The organism is Aquimarina algicola (genome assembly GCF_006443095.1).
Classification (GTDB): domain Bacteria; phylum Bacteroidota; class Bacteroidia; order Flavobacteriales; family Flavobacteriaceae; genus Aquimarina; species Aquimarina algicola.
The window spans coordinates 443,649-458,207 of the sequence record NZ_VFWZ01000009.1; the positions used below are offsets into that span (position 1 = coordinate 443,649).

At 31.6% G+C, this 14,559-nt stretch carries 13 protein-coding genes; 3 read left to right on the forward strand and 10 right to left on the reverse strand.

The features are described 5' to 3' along the window. Positions 1-6 precede the first annotated feature (6 nt). The 6 genes from FHK87_RS23670 to FHK87_RS23695 form a co-directional block, all read right to left on the reverse strand. Positions 7-726 carry a hypothetical protein gene (locus FHK87_RS23670; protein WP_140597354.1) on the reverse strand — a complete coding sequence of 240 codons (720 nt, stop codon included), beginning with the start codon at positions 724-726 and terminating at the stop codon, positions 7-9. Between the two features lie 165 nt (positions 727-891). Then, positions 892-1,719, reverse strand: a complete 828-nt coding sequence (locus FHK87_RS23675; protein ID WP_226294402.1) for an N-acetylmuramoyl-L-alanine amidase-like domain-containing protein — start codon at positions 1,717-1,719, stop codon at positions 892-894. Between the two features lie 128 nt (positions 1,720-1,847). Continuing rightward, positions 1,848-2,963: a 3-isopropylmalate dehydrogenase gene (leuB, locus tag FHK87_RS23680; RefSeq protein ID WP_140597356.1), complete on the reverse strand. Its 1,116-nt coding sequence runs from the start codon at positions 2,961-2,963 to the stop codon at positions 1,848-1,850. A gap of 90 nt (positions 2,964-3,053) precedes the next feature. Then, positions 3,054-3,641, reverse strand: a complete 588-nt coding sequence (leuD, locus tag FHK87_RS23685) for a 3-isopropylmalate dehydratase small subunit (RefSeq protein ID WP_140597357.1) — start codon at positions 3,639-3,641, stop codon at positions 3,054-3,056. Between the two features lie 3 nt (positions 3,642-3,644). After that, entirely contained in the window at positions 3,645-5,027 is a 1,383-nt protein-coding gene (gene leuC / locus FHK87_RS23690; RefSeq protein ID WP_140597358.1) for a 3-isopropylmalate dehydratase large subunit, read from the reverse strand. 57 nt (positions 5,028-5,084) lie between these two features. Continuing rightward, positions 5,085-6,254 carry a 2-isopropylmalate synthase gene (locus tag FHK87_RS23695; protein WP_140597359.1) on the reverse strand — a complete coding sequence of 390 codons (1,170 nt, stop codon included), beginning with the start codon at positions 6,252-6,254 and terminating at the stop codon, positions 5,085-5,087. A 206-nt stretch (positions 6,255-6,460) separates the two neighbouring features. On the opposite strand from FHK87_RS23695, the gene FHK87_RS23700 reads away from it, so the two are divergent. Together FHK87_RS23700 and FHK87_RS23705 are read left to right on the forward strand one after the other, a co-directional pair. Then, positions 6,461-8,005 (forward strand): class I SAM-dependent methyltransferase, encoded by a 1,545-nt coding sequence (locus FHK87_RS23700; protein ID WP_140597360.1) that lies wholly within the window; start codon positions 6,461-6,463, stop codon positions 8,003-8,005. A 522-nt stretch (positions 8,006-8,527) separates the two neighbouring features. Beyond that, positions 8,528-9,385: a DMT family transporter gene (locus tag FHK87_RS23705; protein ID WP_226294403.1), complete on the forward strand. Its 858-nt coding sequence runs from the start codon at positions 8,528-8,530 to the stop codon at positions 9,383-9,385. Between the two features lie 42 nt (positions 9,386-9,427). On the opposite strand, the gene FHK87_RS23710 is transcribed toward FHK87_RS23705, so the two are convergent. From FHK87_RS23710 to panB, 3 genes are all read right to left on the reverse strand, one after another. Further along, entirely contained in the window at positions 9,428-10,288 is an 861-nt protein-coding gene (locus FHK87_RS23710; RefSeq protein ID WP_140597361.1) for a hypothetical protein, read from the reverse strand. A 260-nt stretch (positions 10,289-10,548) separates the two neighbouring features. After that, complete coding sequence (locus FHK87_RS23715) at positions 10,549-11,244, reverse strand: RluA family pseudouridine synthase (protein ID WP_140597362.1); 696 nt, start codon at positions 11,242-11,244, stop codon at positions 10,549-10,551. A gap of 55 nt (positions 11,245-11,299) precedes the next feature. Then, a complete protein-coding gene (gene panB / locus FHK87_RS23720) occupies positions 11,300-12,118 on the reverse strand; it encodes a 3-methyl-2-oxobutanoate hydroxymethyltransferase (RefSeq protein WP_140597363.1) in 819 nt (272 codons plus the stop codon). Positions 12,119-12,270: 152 nt separating this feature from the next. On the opposite strand from panB, the gene FHK87_RS23725 reads away from it, so the two are divergent. After that, positions 12,271-12,756: a nuclear transport factor 2 family protein gene (locus tag FHK87_RS23725; RefSeq protein ID WP_140597364.1), complete on the forward strand. Its 486-nt coding sequence runs from the start codon at positions 12,271-12,273 to the stop codon at positions 12,754-12,756. 99 nt (positions 12,757-12,855) lie between these two features. Here FHK87_RS23725 and FHK87_RS23730 read toward each other — a convergent pair whose 3' ends face one another. Next, positions 12,856-14,280, reverse strand: a complete 1,425-nt coding sequence (locus FHK87_RS23730; RefSeq protein ID WP_140597365.1) for an L-serine ammonia-lyase — start codon at positions 14,278-14,280, stop codon at positions 12,856-12,858. Positions 14,281-14,559 lie beyond the last annotated feature (279 nt).

Genomic DNA, 14,559 nt, shown 5'->3' on the forward strand with positions numbered 1-14,559 from the left:
TAAAAATTAGGCATTAAAATATTTACTATTCCAGATTGCGGTGTTGAAGTTTTTTCCAAGAGCAAATCCGTAAAATAAAACTACTGCTGCTACAGACTTAAACATAAAGAAAAAGATCATAATAAACGTAGATGTATCACTGTTTTTTGAAAATAATCCATCTGGAACTAATAAAGTCAGTATAAAACTTACTAGAAAAGTTAGAATTAGTAAATTTTCAAAGCTTTTGAAAAACCACATCATGTTTTTTCTAAAAGGATGTAAATCATTACCCCATTTATGAACTAAATAAAAATAATCATTACCCATAGGAGCAAAGAGTAAAGGATCATCTGCATTCTCTAATTTGAATAATTTTGAAGGAGCAATGATTTTAAATCCCTTCAACTCTATATCGTGTTTATTTTCTAACACTTTTATTGCTTCAATTGCAGAGTTAGGCAATTTTCCTTTAAAATATTTAGCATCCAAAAAACGTAATCGATAATCGATACATATTTTTTTTATCTGACTAATATGATAAATTCTATTTGTTTCTAATTGATCAAAATCAAAAACATTTTCTATGTTAGTACCTGTAGTTTTTAAGTTTTCTAGAATTTGATTTTCATGAAGATCTTCTTTATTCAAGATTTTCAAAACCTGATCTTTCCAGGTAGAAGCATCAAACTCTTTATTTCTTAATCTGCTTAATTTATCCTCAATATTTGTTCTGGGAAGTCTCATTGTAATTTTTCTTTTTCCTTTAGCACTACTAAATTAGGAATTTAGACTTAGCTTTACAAAACATTGACTAAAGTATTGATTTTTAACTAAGTGATTTTAACTATTGTTGAAAAGAAATTGGTGTTTATAGCCCTTAATGAGGATAAAAAGTGAAACAAAAATATGTTATAGAACTCTACTTACTATGATGCCAATATTATGTTTAATTTTTTTGAGGTATTCTGTAAGTGGTAACTTTGATATTTTTACAGCACCACTTGAAGAGGCATGTAGTAAATGTATGTTACCATCTGTTTCTCGAATAGCAAACCCAGTATGCGTAATATCCAGCCCTTTAATAGAAGTAACAAGAGCAATAATATCACCTGATTCTATTAGATGTTCTTGACTTTTAATTTGGTCTTTAGGAAGATAACAAATGGGATATTGATTTATTACCTTTTCTACCTCTTGAATACCTTTAAAATTGTCTTGTTCTTTTAGAAAAGGATAAGAATCACGGTGAGTACTCATAAAATTAATTTCTTTTTCTGCTGATATACCTCCCAAATCGTTTGTGATATTTTTGATCAGTTTCTTTTGTTGGTTATTTGCTATCCATTCTGAGAAATAGTGAAGCCTTGAGGTGTATCCATTTAGCTTTCCATTTCTATACCTTATATCTTCCAAATAATCAGTATATGTATCGAAGTCACTTTGATTGTTTTTTAGCATTAATGTAAATGCTAAAACATTTTCTACATATGTAGTACAATCCAAACCTTGTAGATTAATTACAAGAGATTCTTTTGCACCTATTTCCAGCGTTTTTTCTACATAAGGAGTTTTTAGAAAAGATTTTCCAACAAAAATTATAGTCTCACCTGGGCTTTTTGAGGTTTTGTAATCTTTGTTAAGTTCATTAATTTTTTGTGTGAATAATTCTTTGTCTTTTGCAGAACAAACAATGTCTTGTGCATTTGTGTAATTAATAAATGCGATTAAAATAAACAAGATTTTTAGGGATTTAACCATCAATTAAATTTTATGTTGATCAAAGTACAAAAATGTAGTGAGTATTCAATAAAAAAGCAATCAAGAACTATTCCTGATTGCTTTTTTGTGAAACATAAAACAGAAAATTATATAATTGTAGATTGACCTACATGTATATTTTCAAAATTGATGTTAGAATCTTCAGGGTTTAGAATATAGTCATAGATAAAATCACCTACTTTTTCTGTTGTTAAGGGATTTATACTATTCAAATCAGGAGTAGTGATATTTAGCTCCAATGCTTTTTCAACTGCATCTCTTATTGCATTGGCTTCTCCTACGAGATCAAAATGTTCTAGTAGCATAGCGGCAGACAAAATAGCTGCGATTGGGTTAGCGATTCCTTTTCCGGTTGCTTGTGGGTAAGATCCATGAATAGGCTCAAACATACAGCAATTATCTCCAATAGATGCTGAGGCTAGAAGTCCAATTGATCCACCAATAACACTTGCTTCGTCTGATATGATATCCCCAAACATATTTTCTGTTAATATTACATCAAATTGACTAGGATTGAGGATCATTTGCATAGCAGCATTATCGACAAATAAAAAATCTAAAGTTACATCTTCGTATGCTGTTGAGATTTCTGAAACTACTTTTCTCCATAAGCGTGAAGATTCTAAAACATTTGCTTTATCTACTAGAGTAAGTTTTTTGCGTCTTTTTTGTGCCGCTTTGAATGCTAAATGAGTAATGCGTTCGATTTCTCCTCTAGAATATTCACAAAGATCAGAGGCGATGGTGCCATCTTCAGAAAGTTCTTTTTTTCCAAAATAAATACCACCGGTTAATTCTCTGTAAATAGAGATATCTGTACCTTCTATAATTTCTCGTTTAAGCGGAGATTTATCGATTAAGGTATTATATGCTTTTACAGGCCTGATGTTGGCGTAGAGGCCTAGTTCTTTGCGTAATTTAAGTAAACCTTGCTCCGGACGCACTGGCGCAGAGGGATTATTATCATATTTTGGATCACCAATAGCTCCAAATAGAACTGCATCTGTATTTGCGCATAATTCTAATGTTTTATCGGGTAGGGGAGCACCTGTTTTGTCTATAGCAATGGCACCCACCAGGCCTTCTTTAAAAATAAAAGTATGATCAAAGTTATGTGCTACTGCTTCTAATGCTTTGATGGCTTGTGCGGTTACCTCTGGCCCGATACCATCTCCTGATAATACTGCGATGTCTAGTTTCATTCGTTTCGTTTATTTTAGATAGGCTGTTTTATTAAAAACATGTTTTTGGTTTTTACTTAAAACTAACACAACAATTTGTTTCGATTGTTTTTAAACCTTTAAATTTTCAAATTCTTTAATATCAGATAGATTACTTACTAAAAAATCAATATCGTCATAACCATTCGTTAAACAAGTTTTTTTATAACTGTTAATCTCAAATGTTGCAGACGAATTTGTGGATAGAATAGTTATGGTTTGCGACTCTAGATTTACTTCAATTTTGGTATTGGGATCGTTCTGTATTGCATCGAATAATTCTTTTAAATATTCTGGGGTTACTTGTATTGGCAAAACCCCATTGTTTAAAGCATTTCCTTTGAATATATCTGCAAAAAAACTTGAAACCACTACTTTGAATCCATAATCATGAATTGCCCATGCTGCATGTTCTCTACTAGAACCACATCCAAAATTATCACCAGCAACCAGAATGCTCCCTGTAAATTTGGGATCATTCAGAATAAAATCTTCATTTATACTACCATCCTTTTGAAAACGCCAATCTCTAAAAAGATTTTCTCCAAAACCTTCTCTATTGGTCGATTTCAAAAAACGAGCAGGAATGATTTGATCTGTGTCTACATTTTCTACAGGCATGGGTATTGCAGATGATATGAGTGTACTAAACTTATCCATGATTTAATTAAGCTGTTTTGTAATGTCTATTATTTTTCCTTCGATCGCTGTAGCTGCTGCAACTAGGGGACTGGCCAAAATTGTTCTTGCTCCTTGCCCTTGTCTACCTTCAAAATTTCTATTCGAAGTAGAAACGCAATATTCACCTTCGGGGATTTTATCATCATTCATAGCAAGACAAGCAGAACAACCCGGTTGCCTTAATTTGAAACCAGCAGCTTCAAAAACATCATTTAATCCTTCATCTTCGATTTGTTGTGCTACTTGTTGTGACCCGGGAACAAACCATGCGGTCACATTTTCGGCTTTTTGCTTACCTTTTATATAATTTGCTGCTACTCTAAAGTCTTCAATTCTACTATTAGTACAACTTCCGATAAATACGTAATTTATTTTTTGGTCAATCAGAGACTGTCCTTTTTCAAAATTCATGTAAGCTAATGATTTTGCAAAAGAAGCATTTTCCTGAACAGGTATATTTTCAGAAATTTTGATTCCCATGCCGGGATTTGTTCCATAGGTAATCATAGGTTCTATGTCTTCAGCATCAAAATGATATTCTTTATCAAAAACAGCTCCGTCATCCGTAGGCAGTGTTTTCCAATAGGCTACTTTTTTATCAAAATTAGTGTCTTTTGGAGCAAATTCTCTACCTTTTATGTAATTAAAAGTAGTTTCATCTGGTGCTATCATACCACCGCGAGCTCCCATCTCTATACTCATATTACAAACAGTCATTCTACCTTCCATAGACATTTCTTCAAAAACATTACCGGCATATTCACAAAAATACCCTGTACCGGCATTAGTGCCGAGTTTAGAAATGATATACAAGATCACATCTTTTGGTAATACTCCTGATTTTAATGTGCCATTTACATTTACTCGTAAACTTTTTGGTTTTTGTAGTAATAAACATTGACTGGCAAATACTTGTGCTACCTGGCTAGTACCGATGCCAAAAGCTATTGTACCAAATGCACCATGAGTAGAGGTATGGCTATCTCCGCATACCATTGTCATTCCGGGTTGCGTAATTCCCAATTCTGGAGCCATTACATGCACAATACCATTATATTTATGCCCTAATCCGTATAATGTAATTCCGTTTTTTTTACAATTTTTGGTAAGTTGCTCGAGCTGGTTTCTGGATAATTCGTCTTTTACAGGTAAATGTTGATCAATGGTTGGGGTATTATGATCGGCTGTTGCGACAATTTGATCAGGTCTGAAAATAGAAATTCCACGTTGTTCTAATTCTGCAAAAGCTTGCGGACTTGTAACTTCGTGGATAAGATGTTTATCTATATATAATATTTGTGGGCCGTCTTTAATTTCTTTGACAACATGTGCGTCCCAAACTTTATCAAATAAGGTTTTCTTCATAAAATAAAAACAAAATACCTGCAAGTTTTGATGTTTTGCAGGTGGTGTTAAAAATGTTTATGCTACCGCAGCAGCAACATTACTATTTCTCATAATTTGATGTATGTCAGAATCTACAACTTCTTTTTTGCGATCTGCGAATTTTAAAAATTCTTGATAGACATCATCTAATTGTAATTTAGTTAATTCATAACCAACTTTTTTGGCTCTATATGCCAATGCAGCTCTACCACTTCTTGCAGTAAGCACAATAGCAGATTCTGTGACACCAACTTCTGCCGGATCGATAATCTCATACGTTTCTCTGTTTTTGATCACTCCATCTTGATGTATCCCAGAACTATGAGCAAAGGCATTTGCGCCAACAATAGCTTTGTTGGGTTGTACTACCATTCCCATGTGGTCTGATACCATCTGGCTTGTCTCATATAACAATCTAGAATTGATATCTGTATTAAGATTAAGATATGGATGTTGCTTCATGATCATTACTACTTCTTCTAAAGAGGTATTACCGGCACGTTCTCCAATTCCATTAATAGTACATTCAATTTGACGTGCTCCATGTATTGCCCCTGCAATAGAATTTGCTGTAGCTAACCCCAAATCATTGTGACAATGGCAAGAGATAATCACATTATCAATTCCTTTTACATTTTCTTTGAGGTATTTGATTTTTTCTCCGTATTCTTCCGGGAGGCAATATCCTGTTGTATCTGGTATATTGAGTACTGTAGCTCCTGCTTTGATCATAGCTTCGCAAACACGGGCTAAAAATTCATTATCAGTTCTGCCTGCATCCTCTGCATAGAATTCTACATCTTCAACAAAAGATTTGGCATATTTTACAGCTGCAATACCTCTTTCGATAACTTGATCTCTGGTCGCATTAAATTTGTATTTGATATGAGAATCTGATGTACCTATTCCTGTATGAATTCGAGGTCTTTTTGCCTCTTTAAGTGCTTCTGCCGCAATTTTGATGTCATTTTCTACAGCTCTAGTTAACCCACAAACTGTAGCATTCTTTACTACTTTTGAAATTTCATTAACCGAAGTAAAATCTCCCGGACTAGAGACAGGAAAACCGGCTTCGATAACATCAACACCTAAGAAATCTAGTTGCTTGGCGATGATTAATTTTTGTTGTGTATTTAATTTACATCCGGGGACTTGCTCGCCATCTCTTAAGGTAGTGTCGAATATTTGAACTTTATTAGTACTCATATTAAAAATAAGTGATTGTAAATATTAGTATTGATAAGTATTATCTTTTTAAAAATATTCTTACAAGATATTTCTTAAATCTCTTACGAATTTATATTTTGGGATGACAAAAGGGAAGTATTTAAGTATTGGTTTTACAATGCTAAACTATTTTAATAAAAAGTTAACTTTCTTTTAATCAATTAATTACAATATATATTCTTACAATGACTAATGGCCAAAAAGATCCATTGTTTGTTTTGGTAAAATCTCTTTCTAAATCAGAAAAGCGACAGTTTAAAGTATACGTTGGACGGCTTGGAGTGAATACCGATTCAAAATTTCTTGCTTTGTTCAACCATTTGGATAAAAGTGATACGCTAGATGAAGATTTGATTGTTGCAAAGGGAATCGTAAAAAAACAACAATTATCGAACCTAAAAGCGCATCTATATAAACAAATACTGATCAGCTTACGATTGAGTCCACTTCATCAAAATATAAGATCGCAAATTAGAGAACAGCTTGATTTTGCTTCTATTTTGTATCATAAGGGGTTATATAAGCAAAGCCTAAAAATTTTAGAAAAAGCAAAGTCATTGGCTAAAGAAAATGAAGAACATAATATTGCATACGAGATTGTAGAATTAGAAAAAGTTATCGAAACCCAATACATTACCAGAAGTATTAATAATAGAGCAGATGAATTAACTATTGAAGCTAAGACATTGAGTATGAAAAATGTGCTTACTAGTCGATTGTCGAATTTATCACTGCAATTATATGGATTAATGCTCAAAAGTGGATATGTTAGAAATGATGAAGAACATAAAGAAATTACAAACTATTTTGAAACAAAACTTCCAAAATATGAATGGAGTCTCTTAGGTTTTAGAGAAAAACTTTGGTTATATAAAGCCCATTTATGGTATAGTTTTATCATTCAAGACTTTTTGTCTTGTTATCGATATTCTAAAAAATGGGTCGATTTATTTTATGAGCAACCCAAAATGATGATACAAAATCCTGTTTTCTTTCTTAGAGGAAATCATTATTTATTAGAATCGTTGTATTTAATCAAGGATAAAAAACAATTAAAGTATACTCTCGAAAAATTTGAAAAAACAATTACTGCTTCCTCATTTCCTAAAGATGATAATATAGAAGTACTGTCTTTTCAATTTATTTATAATAACAAACTAAATATTCATTTTTTGGAAGGAACCTTTGAAGAAGGAGAATATTTGGTAGAAGAAATTCTAACGGGAATTAATGAGTTTAAAAATCGCTTTGATGACCATCACATCATGGTGTTTTATTATAAAATCGGGTGTTTATACTTTGGGATGGGAAATCATAAAAAGTGTATTGAGTATCTGGCAAAAATTATCAATAACAGGTCTTTGAAAATGAGAGAAGATCTAATGTGTTTTTCTCGAGTATTAAGTTTGGTAGCACATTATGAAGCAGGAATGGATTATTATTTGGAAACTCAACTAAAAGAAACCTATAGATTTTTGATCAAGATGAATGATTTGCATGAGGTACAAAAAGAGATGATCAAGTTTTTAAAGAATCTAGGAGATATATTTCCCCATCAAATCAAGGATGAGTTTAGAAAACTCCATAAACGATTAAAACAATATGAGGATCACCCATATGAAAAAAGAGCTTTTTTATATCTAGATATTCTATCCTGGTTAGAAAGCAATATAGAAAGTAGACCGGTGGCTGATATTATTAAGGAAAAATCTAAAAAGTTATCTCGATAATTTTTTAAAATGATACGTTATTACTTTTTAGCCATAAACATCTGCTAGAATGAAAGGAAAAATAAAGACAAAGAAAATTAATAGTATAACACTAAACGATGCCAGTTGAGCCAGTTTTTTTGATCGTATCCAAAATATAATTGTGATTAAAAACAGGAGACTGCTAATTATTGTGTTGATAGCTATGATTGCAACATATATTAAACTCATACCAAATGCATATACAGAATTATTTGAGTCTATATTTGGACCAACCCAATATTGAAAAAGTAAGCAATAAAAAATGATTAATACGAAGCAAAATATACTAATTATGATATTGACTTTTTTCATGAATAATGTAATATGTTGATGAAGTATTTTTAATATAGAATTCAGTAATTTTACACAAATTGAAGCGACAAATTATTGAGTCTAAATTACAATGATAGTGCTTTTTTGTTCTTATGACTTGTCAATTTCTCTTTTTTTAAAAGTCAACGTACTAACCTAAATCATGAATTTCCATTTAACTCTTTTCTTTTGCAAAAAAATCAACACCTCCGTAATATTTTAGAACTTAACTTGGCAATGCTTTTTATAAGTACTTCGGGTGCTTTAGGACGTTATATTGACATGCCTGTCCCTGTCATTATAGGCTTTAGAGCGATTTTTGCAGGTATTTTGATATTCTTGTACTGCAAGTTTAAAGGAATATCATTTACTACCAGTAGTAAAGATCGACCAATAATTATCTTGAGTGGTGTTCTTATGGGGATACATTGGATTACATATTTCTATGCATTAAAATTTTCTAATGTGGCAGTAGGGATGTTGTCTATATTTACATATCCTGTTATTACTGCATTTTTAGAGCCTATTTTATTAAAAACTAAATTTCAAAAAGTACATTTACTATTAGCATTCTTAGTATTATTAGGTATTTATTTCTTGGTACCGGATCTTGACTTTAGTAACTCTTATACCAAAGCTGTCGTTTTAGGAATTTTATCTGCATTAGCATATTCGATTCGAAACCTTATTATGAAGACCAAAGTTGGTAATTATAATGGATCTGTACTGATGTGGTATCAATTAATTGTGGTGAGTATTTTTTTAACTCCTTTTCTATTTTTTATGAATAGTTCAGGCATTGCAAGCCAATGGTTACCTTTATTAACGTTGGCTTTGCTTACAACTGCGCTTGGACATACACTATTTTTATCTAGTTTTAAGAGGTTTTCGATTACCACAGCCAGTATTATAAGTAGTGTTCAACCTGTATACGGAATCATTATTGGTATGATTTTTTTACAAGAAATTCCTAAATTCTCTACGATTATCGGAGGTACTTTAATTTTAACTTCGGTGGTAATAGAAAGTATTAGAACTTATAAGTAAATCGATCAAATTTATTATCGTGATAGTTAAAATATAATTTTCTTAAACTACATTAGAAATGTATTTTGGGTGTATCCATTTTTTGTAAATAAAATATTCTAATAAAGGAAGAATAAGAATAAGAAATAATATGATTAATATTGATTTTACCATTCCATTATATTGAGATGTAATAGCCATAGAGAACCACTCACTTAATTTTTCTAAAACTATTTTTTCTATATCCTGATATCCTACTTCTAACAATAAATCCATAACGGCGCTAAATTCTTCATAGGGTAATGCTTCAGAAAGGTCTATATGTCCTTTACCAGCAGAAGCTATAAACGCATACATTGTTAATGTGTAGAGGTCGTCACTATAATTAGTAACAATAAATTTTACTAGTTTATTTTTAGTTCTATTTAAAAAAGAATTGCCGGTGTCATATTTGGTGAGATGTTTTTTAAAAAAGATGGCATAATCCTGAGAATCTGATTTGGCTTTCATAGCCAATATTTGCGCTGATAGTACAAATTTATTCTTGGCATCTTCAGATTTAAAAATTTGCTGTACAGAACTATTATAGATACCTTCGACAATCATTACTTTTTCATTATCCAGTATTTTATAGATTCCTCTTATAAAACCCCATTGACCAAAAACATAAAGAATACCAATAAATAATAATGGAATATATAATTTCACAACCCAATTATAATATTTGGGAGCTCTCTTAAAAATACCTTTACGCCATAATAAAATATTATACATAAAAGCAATAATGAATCCTAGGAATAAAAACAGGATGATATTAAAAATTAAAGTCCCTGAATTAGGAAGTACAATATCTCTAAGAATACTCCAAATGAAACTCCAATCAATATTTTTAAATAATTCTAATGAATATGTTATATACTCCATGTATTCTCAATTAATAATGATGTTCATTTTTGTCTTTAAACGTTTCATACATAAAATCTCCTTTTTCTACTATATTCAGAAAATAAAATTTGGATTATCAGCTCCATTTTTTATTTAATTTATAGTATATAGATCACAATTGTTTAAAAAAATGAGGTTATCACTTTATATTAGTGTATTAACTTAGAGAAATGTTACCTCAAAGGTATAATTAAAAAACATAAAGAGTGCTTATAAATCAAAAAGCGATGTATTTAAAACTAAATACAGTAATCCCAAATAGGATCGGATGGAGGAGGGGCTATAATAGTAATAGATTCTTTTTTTACTGGGTGAACAAAAGCTAGTTTACGAGCATGAAGATGAATACTTCCATCTTTATTACTTCTATTTGAACCATATTTTAGGTCGCCTTTTATTGCTGAACCTATACTTGATAATTGCGATCGTATTTGGTGATGACGCCCGGTATGAAGATCAATTTCTAATAGATGATAATGATCTAGTTTTTTAATTACTTTATACTCTAAAACAGCTTTTTTACTATCTGGAATCTCATTTTTGTGAGCATAGGATTTATTTTGTTTTGGATTTCGTTTCAACCAATGAATAAGAGTGTCATTTTCTTTTTGAGGTTTTTGTTTTACTACTGCCCAATATGTTTTTTGAGCTTCTTTATTGGCAAATAGCTTATTTAATCGAGGCAATGCTTTACTGGTACGAGCAAAAACAACAATACCGCTGGTAGGTCGATCTAGTCTATGTACAACACCAAGATATACATTACCAGGTTTGTTATATTTTTCTGCAATATATTCTTTGACAACCTCACTAAGTGGTTGATCTCCTGTTTTGTCACCTTGTACAATATCACCAGGACGTTTATTAACGATTATGATATGGTTGTCTTCGTATAAAACCAGAAGGTTATTTTTATTCGAAAGTATTTTTGACATCTTAGATCAATTGGATCTTTAGATTATTTATTTAGTGAATGCTATTTTATAACGGTTAATACTGTTCATTTTCGTTAGGAAAATTTACAGATTTTACATCGCTTACATATTGTTTAAAAGCATTGGTCATTTCTGTGTACATATCTAAATAACGTCTAAGAAATCTAGGGTTAAATTCATGAGTCATTCCTAACATATCATGTGTAACCAAGACTTGCCCATCTACACCACTTCCTGCACCAATACCAATCACAGGAATTGTTATGCTTTCTGCAACTTCTTTGGCTAATTTTGCAGGAACTTTTTCGAGTACTACAGCAAAACAACCGATTTTTTCAAGCATTAATGCATCTTCTTTTAGTTTGCGAGCTTCTTCTTCTTCTTTTGCTCTTACTGTATAGGTTCCAAATTTATAAATTGATTGAGGAGTAAGACCCAAATGTCCCATAACCGGAATACCTGCATTGAGGGTACGTTTGATTGATTCTTTTACCTCTTTTCCTCCTTCCATTTTTACGGCATGAGCTCCTGATTCTTTCATTATTCGAATCGCAGAACGTAACGCTTCTTTAGGATCACTCTGGTAACTTCCAAAAGGAATATCGACAACAATCAAAGCACGATCGATAGCTCTGATTACAGAAGAAGCGTGATATATCATTTGATCTAAAGTAATCGGAAGTGTTGTTTCGTGCCCTGCCATAACATTAGAAGCAGAGTCTCCAACCAAAATTACGTCTACACCAGCACCATCCACAATTTTTGCCATAGTATAATCGTAAGCAGTTAACATGGATATTTTTTCTCCATTTGATTTCATTTCCACCAAGGATTTTACCGTGACTCTTTTGTAATCTTTCTTTGCTGTAGACATTTTGGTTTATTTTTTAAAGATTGTAAAAGTAATCAATTACTCATACGGTAACAAGTATAATTCTGTTTTGATCTTTCTTTAATTCTCCTTAAATAAATATATTGTAAGAAATTTTGTTTAATACTATTATTAAACATTTAATTACAAAAAGTATGTACAAAACAATATTAGTTTGTAGCTTTTTCTTATCAACAAGTATTTTTTCTCAAAACAAACAAAAATCTACTCTTGAAGAAGCTGAAATTGAAAAGACAATCCAGATGTTTTTTGAAGGATTTCATAACCAGGATACAATCAAAATAAAGAAGACTATTGGTAAAGAACTAGTTTTACAAACCGTTTATACAACCAAAAAAGGGACAATCGATACTAGAACTACAGATACTCAAAAATTTCTTATAGCTATTGCAAGCAAACCTTCTGATCAAAAATGGGAAGAAAGGATATTATTTTATACCGTAAAGGCAGATGAGTATATTGCCAATGCGTGGACGCCTTATGAGTTTTATATTAATGGTAATTTTAGTCATTGTGGTGTGAATATATTTCAATTATTCAATGATGGTACATCATGGAAAATTATAGCCATTGCAGATACCAGACATAAACAGGGGTGCAATAATAGTAGTGAGAAATAAATTTTTGAGGTCTGAGAGTTTCCAGAATTTAAAACGTATACTATTTTATATCCCAACATTTGACTTCACATTTCTAACGTTGCATTTATAAATATAATATTAACAATCACTAAGGCTTACTTTTACAGCCAAACCACCTTCACTTGTTTCTTTGTATTTAGTATGCATATCTTGTGCGGTTTCCCACATCGTTTCTATAACTTTATCCAAAGGTACTTTTGCATTAGCAGCATCTGTATCGAGTGCCATTTCACAAGCATTGATAGCTTTGATCGCCCCCATAGCATTTCTTTCGATACAGGGTACTTGAACTAAACCTGCAATGGGATCACATGTTAACCCCAAATGATGTTCCATTGCTATTTCACTAGCCATAAGTACTTGTTCTGGTGATCCACCCATAAGTTCTGTTAATGCTCCGGCTGCCATAGCAGAAGAAACTCCTATTTCTGCTTGACATCCTCCCATAGCAGCAGATATTGTAGCTCCTTTTTTGAATAAACTACCAATTTCACCGGCTACTAACATAAATTGTTTTACATCATCAAAATTTGCGTCATGATTTTCGATAACCATGTAGTACATCATTACAGCAGGAATCACTCCGGCGCTGCCATTGGTTGGAGCAGTAACAACTCTACCTAAAGATGCATTTACTTCGTTTACCGCAAGAGCAAAACAAGATACCCATTTAAGAATCTGACGAAATTTTACTTCTGTATCTCTTATCGCCTCAATCCATTCTGTTGGATTTTGATATTGAGTATTGCCAATTAGCTTTTTATGTGTATCGTATGCTCTTCTCCTTACATTCAAACCACCCGGTAATGTTCCTTCTGTATGACAACCTGTATACATAGATTCGAGCATTACGTTCCATATTTGAGAAATTCGTTCATTGATTTCTGCATCGGTTCTTAATGATCTTTCATTTTCTAAAACAATTTCTGATACTTTTTTGTTTTTTTTAATGCAATATTCTAGAAGATCAGTAGCTTTTTCTATAGGTAAAGGAAATTTTTGAAAAGCAGTTAATTTTTTTTCCTTTCTCTTTCGTTCTTCTTTAACCACAAAACCGCCTCCAATTGAATAAAAAGAAGAAGATATCTTTTCTCCATTTTTTAGTGTAGCATGAAATGTCATTCCGTTAGGATGAAACGTTTTGAAATCCCTATTAAAAATAATGTGTGTCTTTGGATCAAACGTAATATCTAATTCGTTATTAAAGCGTAAAACTTTTGATGTTGTAATCGTATCTATAATAGCGGTAATACTTGAAACATCTATTGTTTGCGGATCAAAACCACATAATCCAAGAATGACAGCAATATCTGTAGCATGTCCCTTTCCTGTAAGCGACAAAGAACCAAAAAGATCTATTGTTATTGAAGTTACAGTATCAAAATTTTGATTCTTTTTTAATTCTGCTATCCAACGTCTACCTGCACGCCAAGGACCTAAAGTATGTGAGCTAGATGGGCCAACGCCTATTTTGAGCATGTCAAAAATGCTAATGCATTCCATAATTGATAATTATTGAGGTAAAATAAGTGGGTAAATATAGTTTTTGGTAATAAATAAACCTATTTTTTGCAGTTATGTTAACATAATTATAAAAAAGTATACATCGCATATCTTCTAATTGTTCTCTATTAGTATTATATATATTCAAGTTTTTGATCTCGAAATTAGTATACATGAGTCATTTTAGAGTACGTAATTTAGGTTTTAGTGACAACCTGTCATATAGATGTTAATGGCATAATCATTGACTTAGTTGATGTAAATTATTATGAATAAACA

Coding starts and splice junctions, on each gene's coding strand:
- FHK87_RS23670 (WP_140597354.1), bottom strand. CDS start 726: ATGAGACTTCCCAGAACAAATATTGAGGATAAATTAAGCAGATTAAGA.
- leuB (WP_140597356.1), bottom strand. CDS start 2,963: ATGAAACTAGACATCGCAGTATTATCAGGAGATGGTATCGGGCCAGAG.
- leuD (WP_140597357.1), bottom strand. CDS start 3,641: ATGGATAAGTTTAGTACACTCATATCATCTGCAATACCCATGCCTGTA.
- leuC (WP_140597358.1), bottom strand. CDS start 5,027: ATGAAGAAAACCTTATTTGATAAAGTTTGGGACGCACATGTTGTCAAA.
- FHK87_RS23695 (WP_140597359.1), bottom strand. CDS start 6,254: ATGAGTACTAATAAAGTTCAAATATTCGACACTACCTTAAGAGATGGC.
- FHK87_RS23700 (WP_140597360.1), top strand. CDS start 6,461: ATGACTAATGGCCAAAAAGATCCATTGTTTGTTTTGGTAAAATCTCTT.
- FHK87_RS23710 (WP_140597361.1), bottom strand. CDS start 10,288: ATGGAGTATATAACATATTCATTAGAATTATTTAAAAATATTGATTGG.
- FHK87_RS23715 (WP_140597362.1), bottom strand. CDS start 11,244: ATGTCAAAAATACTTTCGAATAAAAATAACCTTCTGGTTTTATACGAA.
- panB (WP_140597363.1), bottom strand. CDS start 12,118: ATGTCTACAGCAAAGAAAGATTACAAAAGAGTCACGGTAAAATCCTTG.
- FHK87_RS23725 (WP_140597364.1), top strand. CDS start 12,271: ATGTACAAAACAATATTAGTTTGTAGCTTTTTCTTATCAACAAGTATT.
- FHK87_RS23730 (WP_140597365.1), bottom strand. CDS start 14,280: ATGGAATGCATTAGCATTTTTGACATGCTCAAAATAGGCGTTGGCCCA.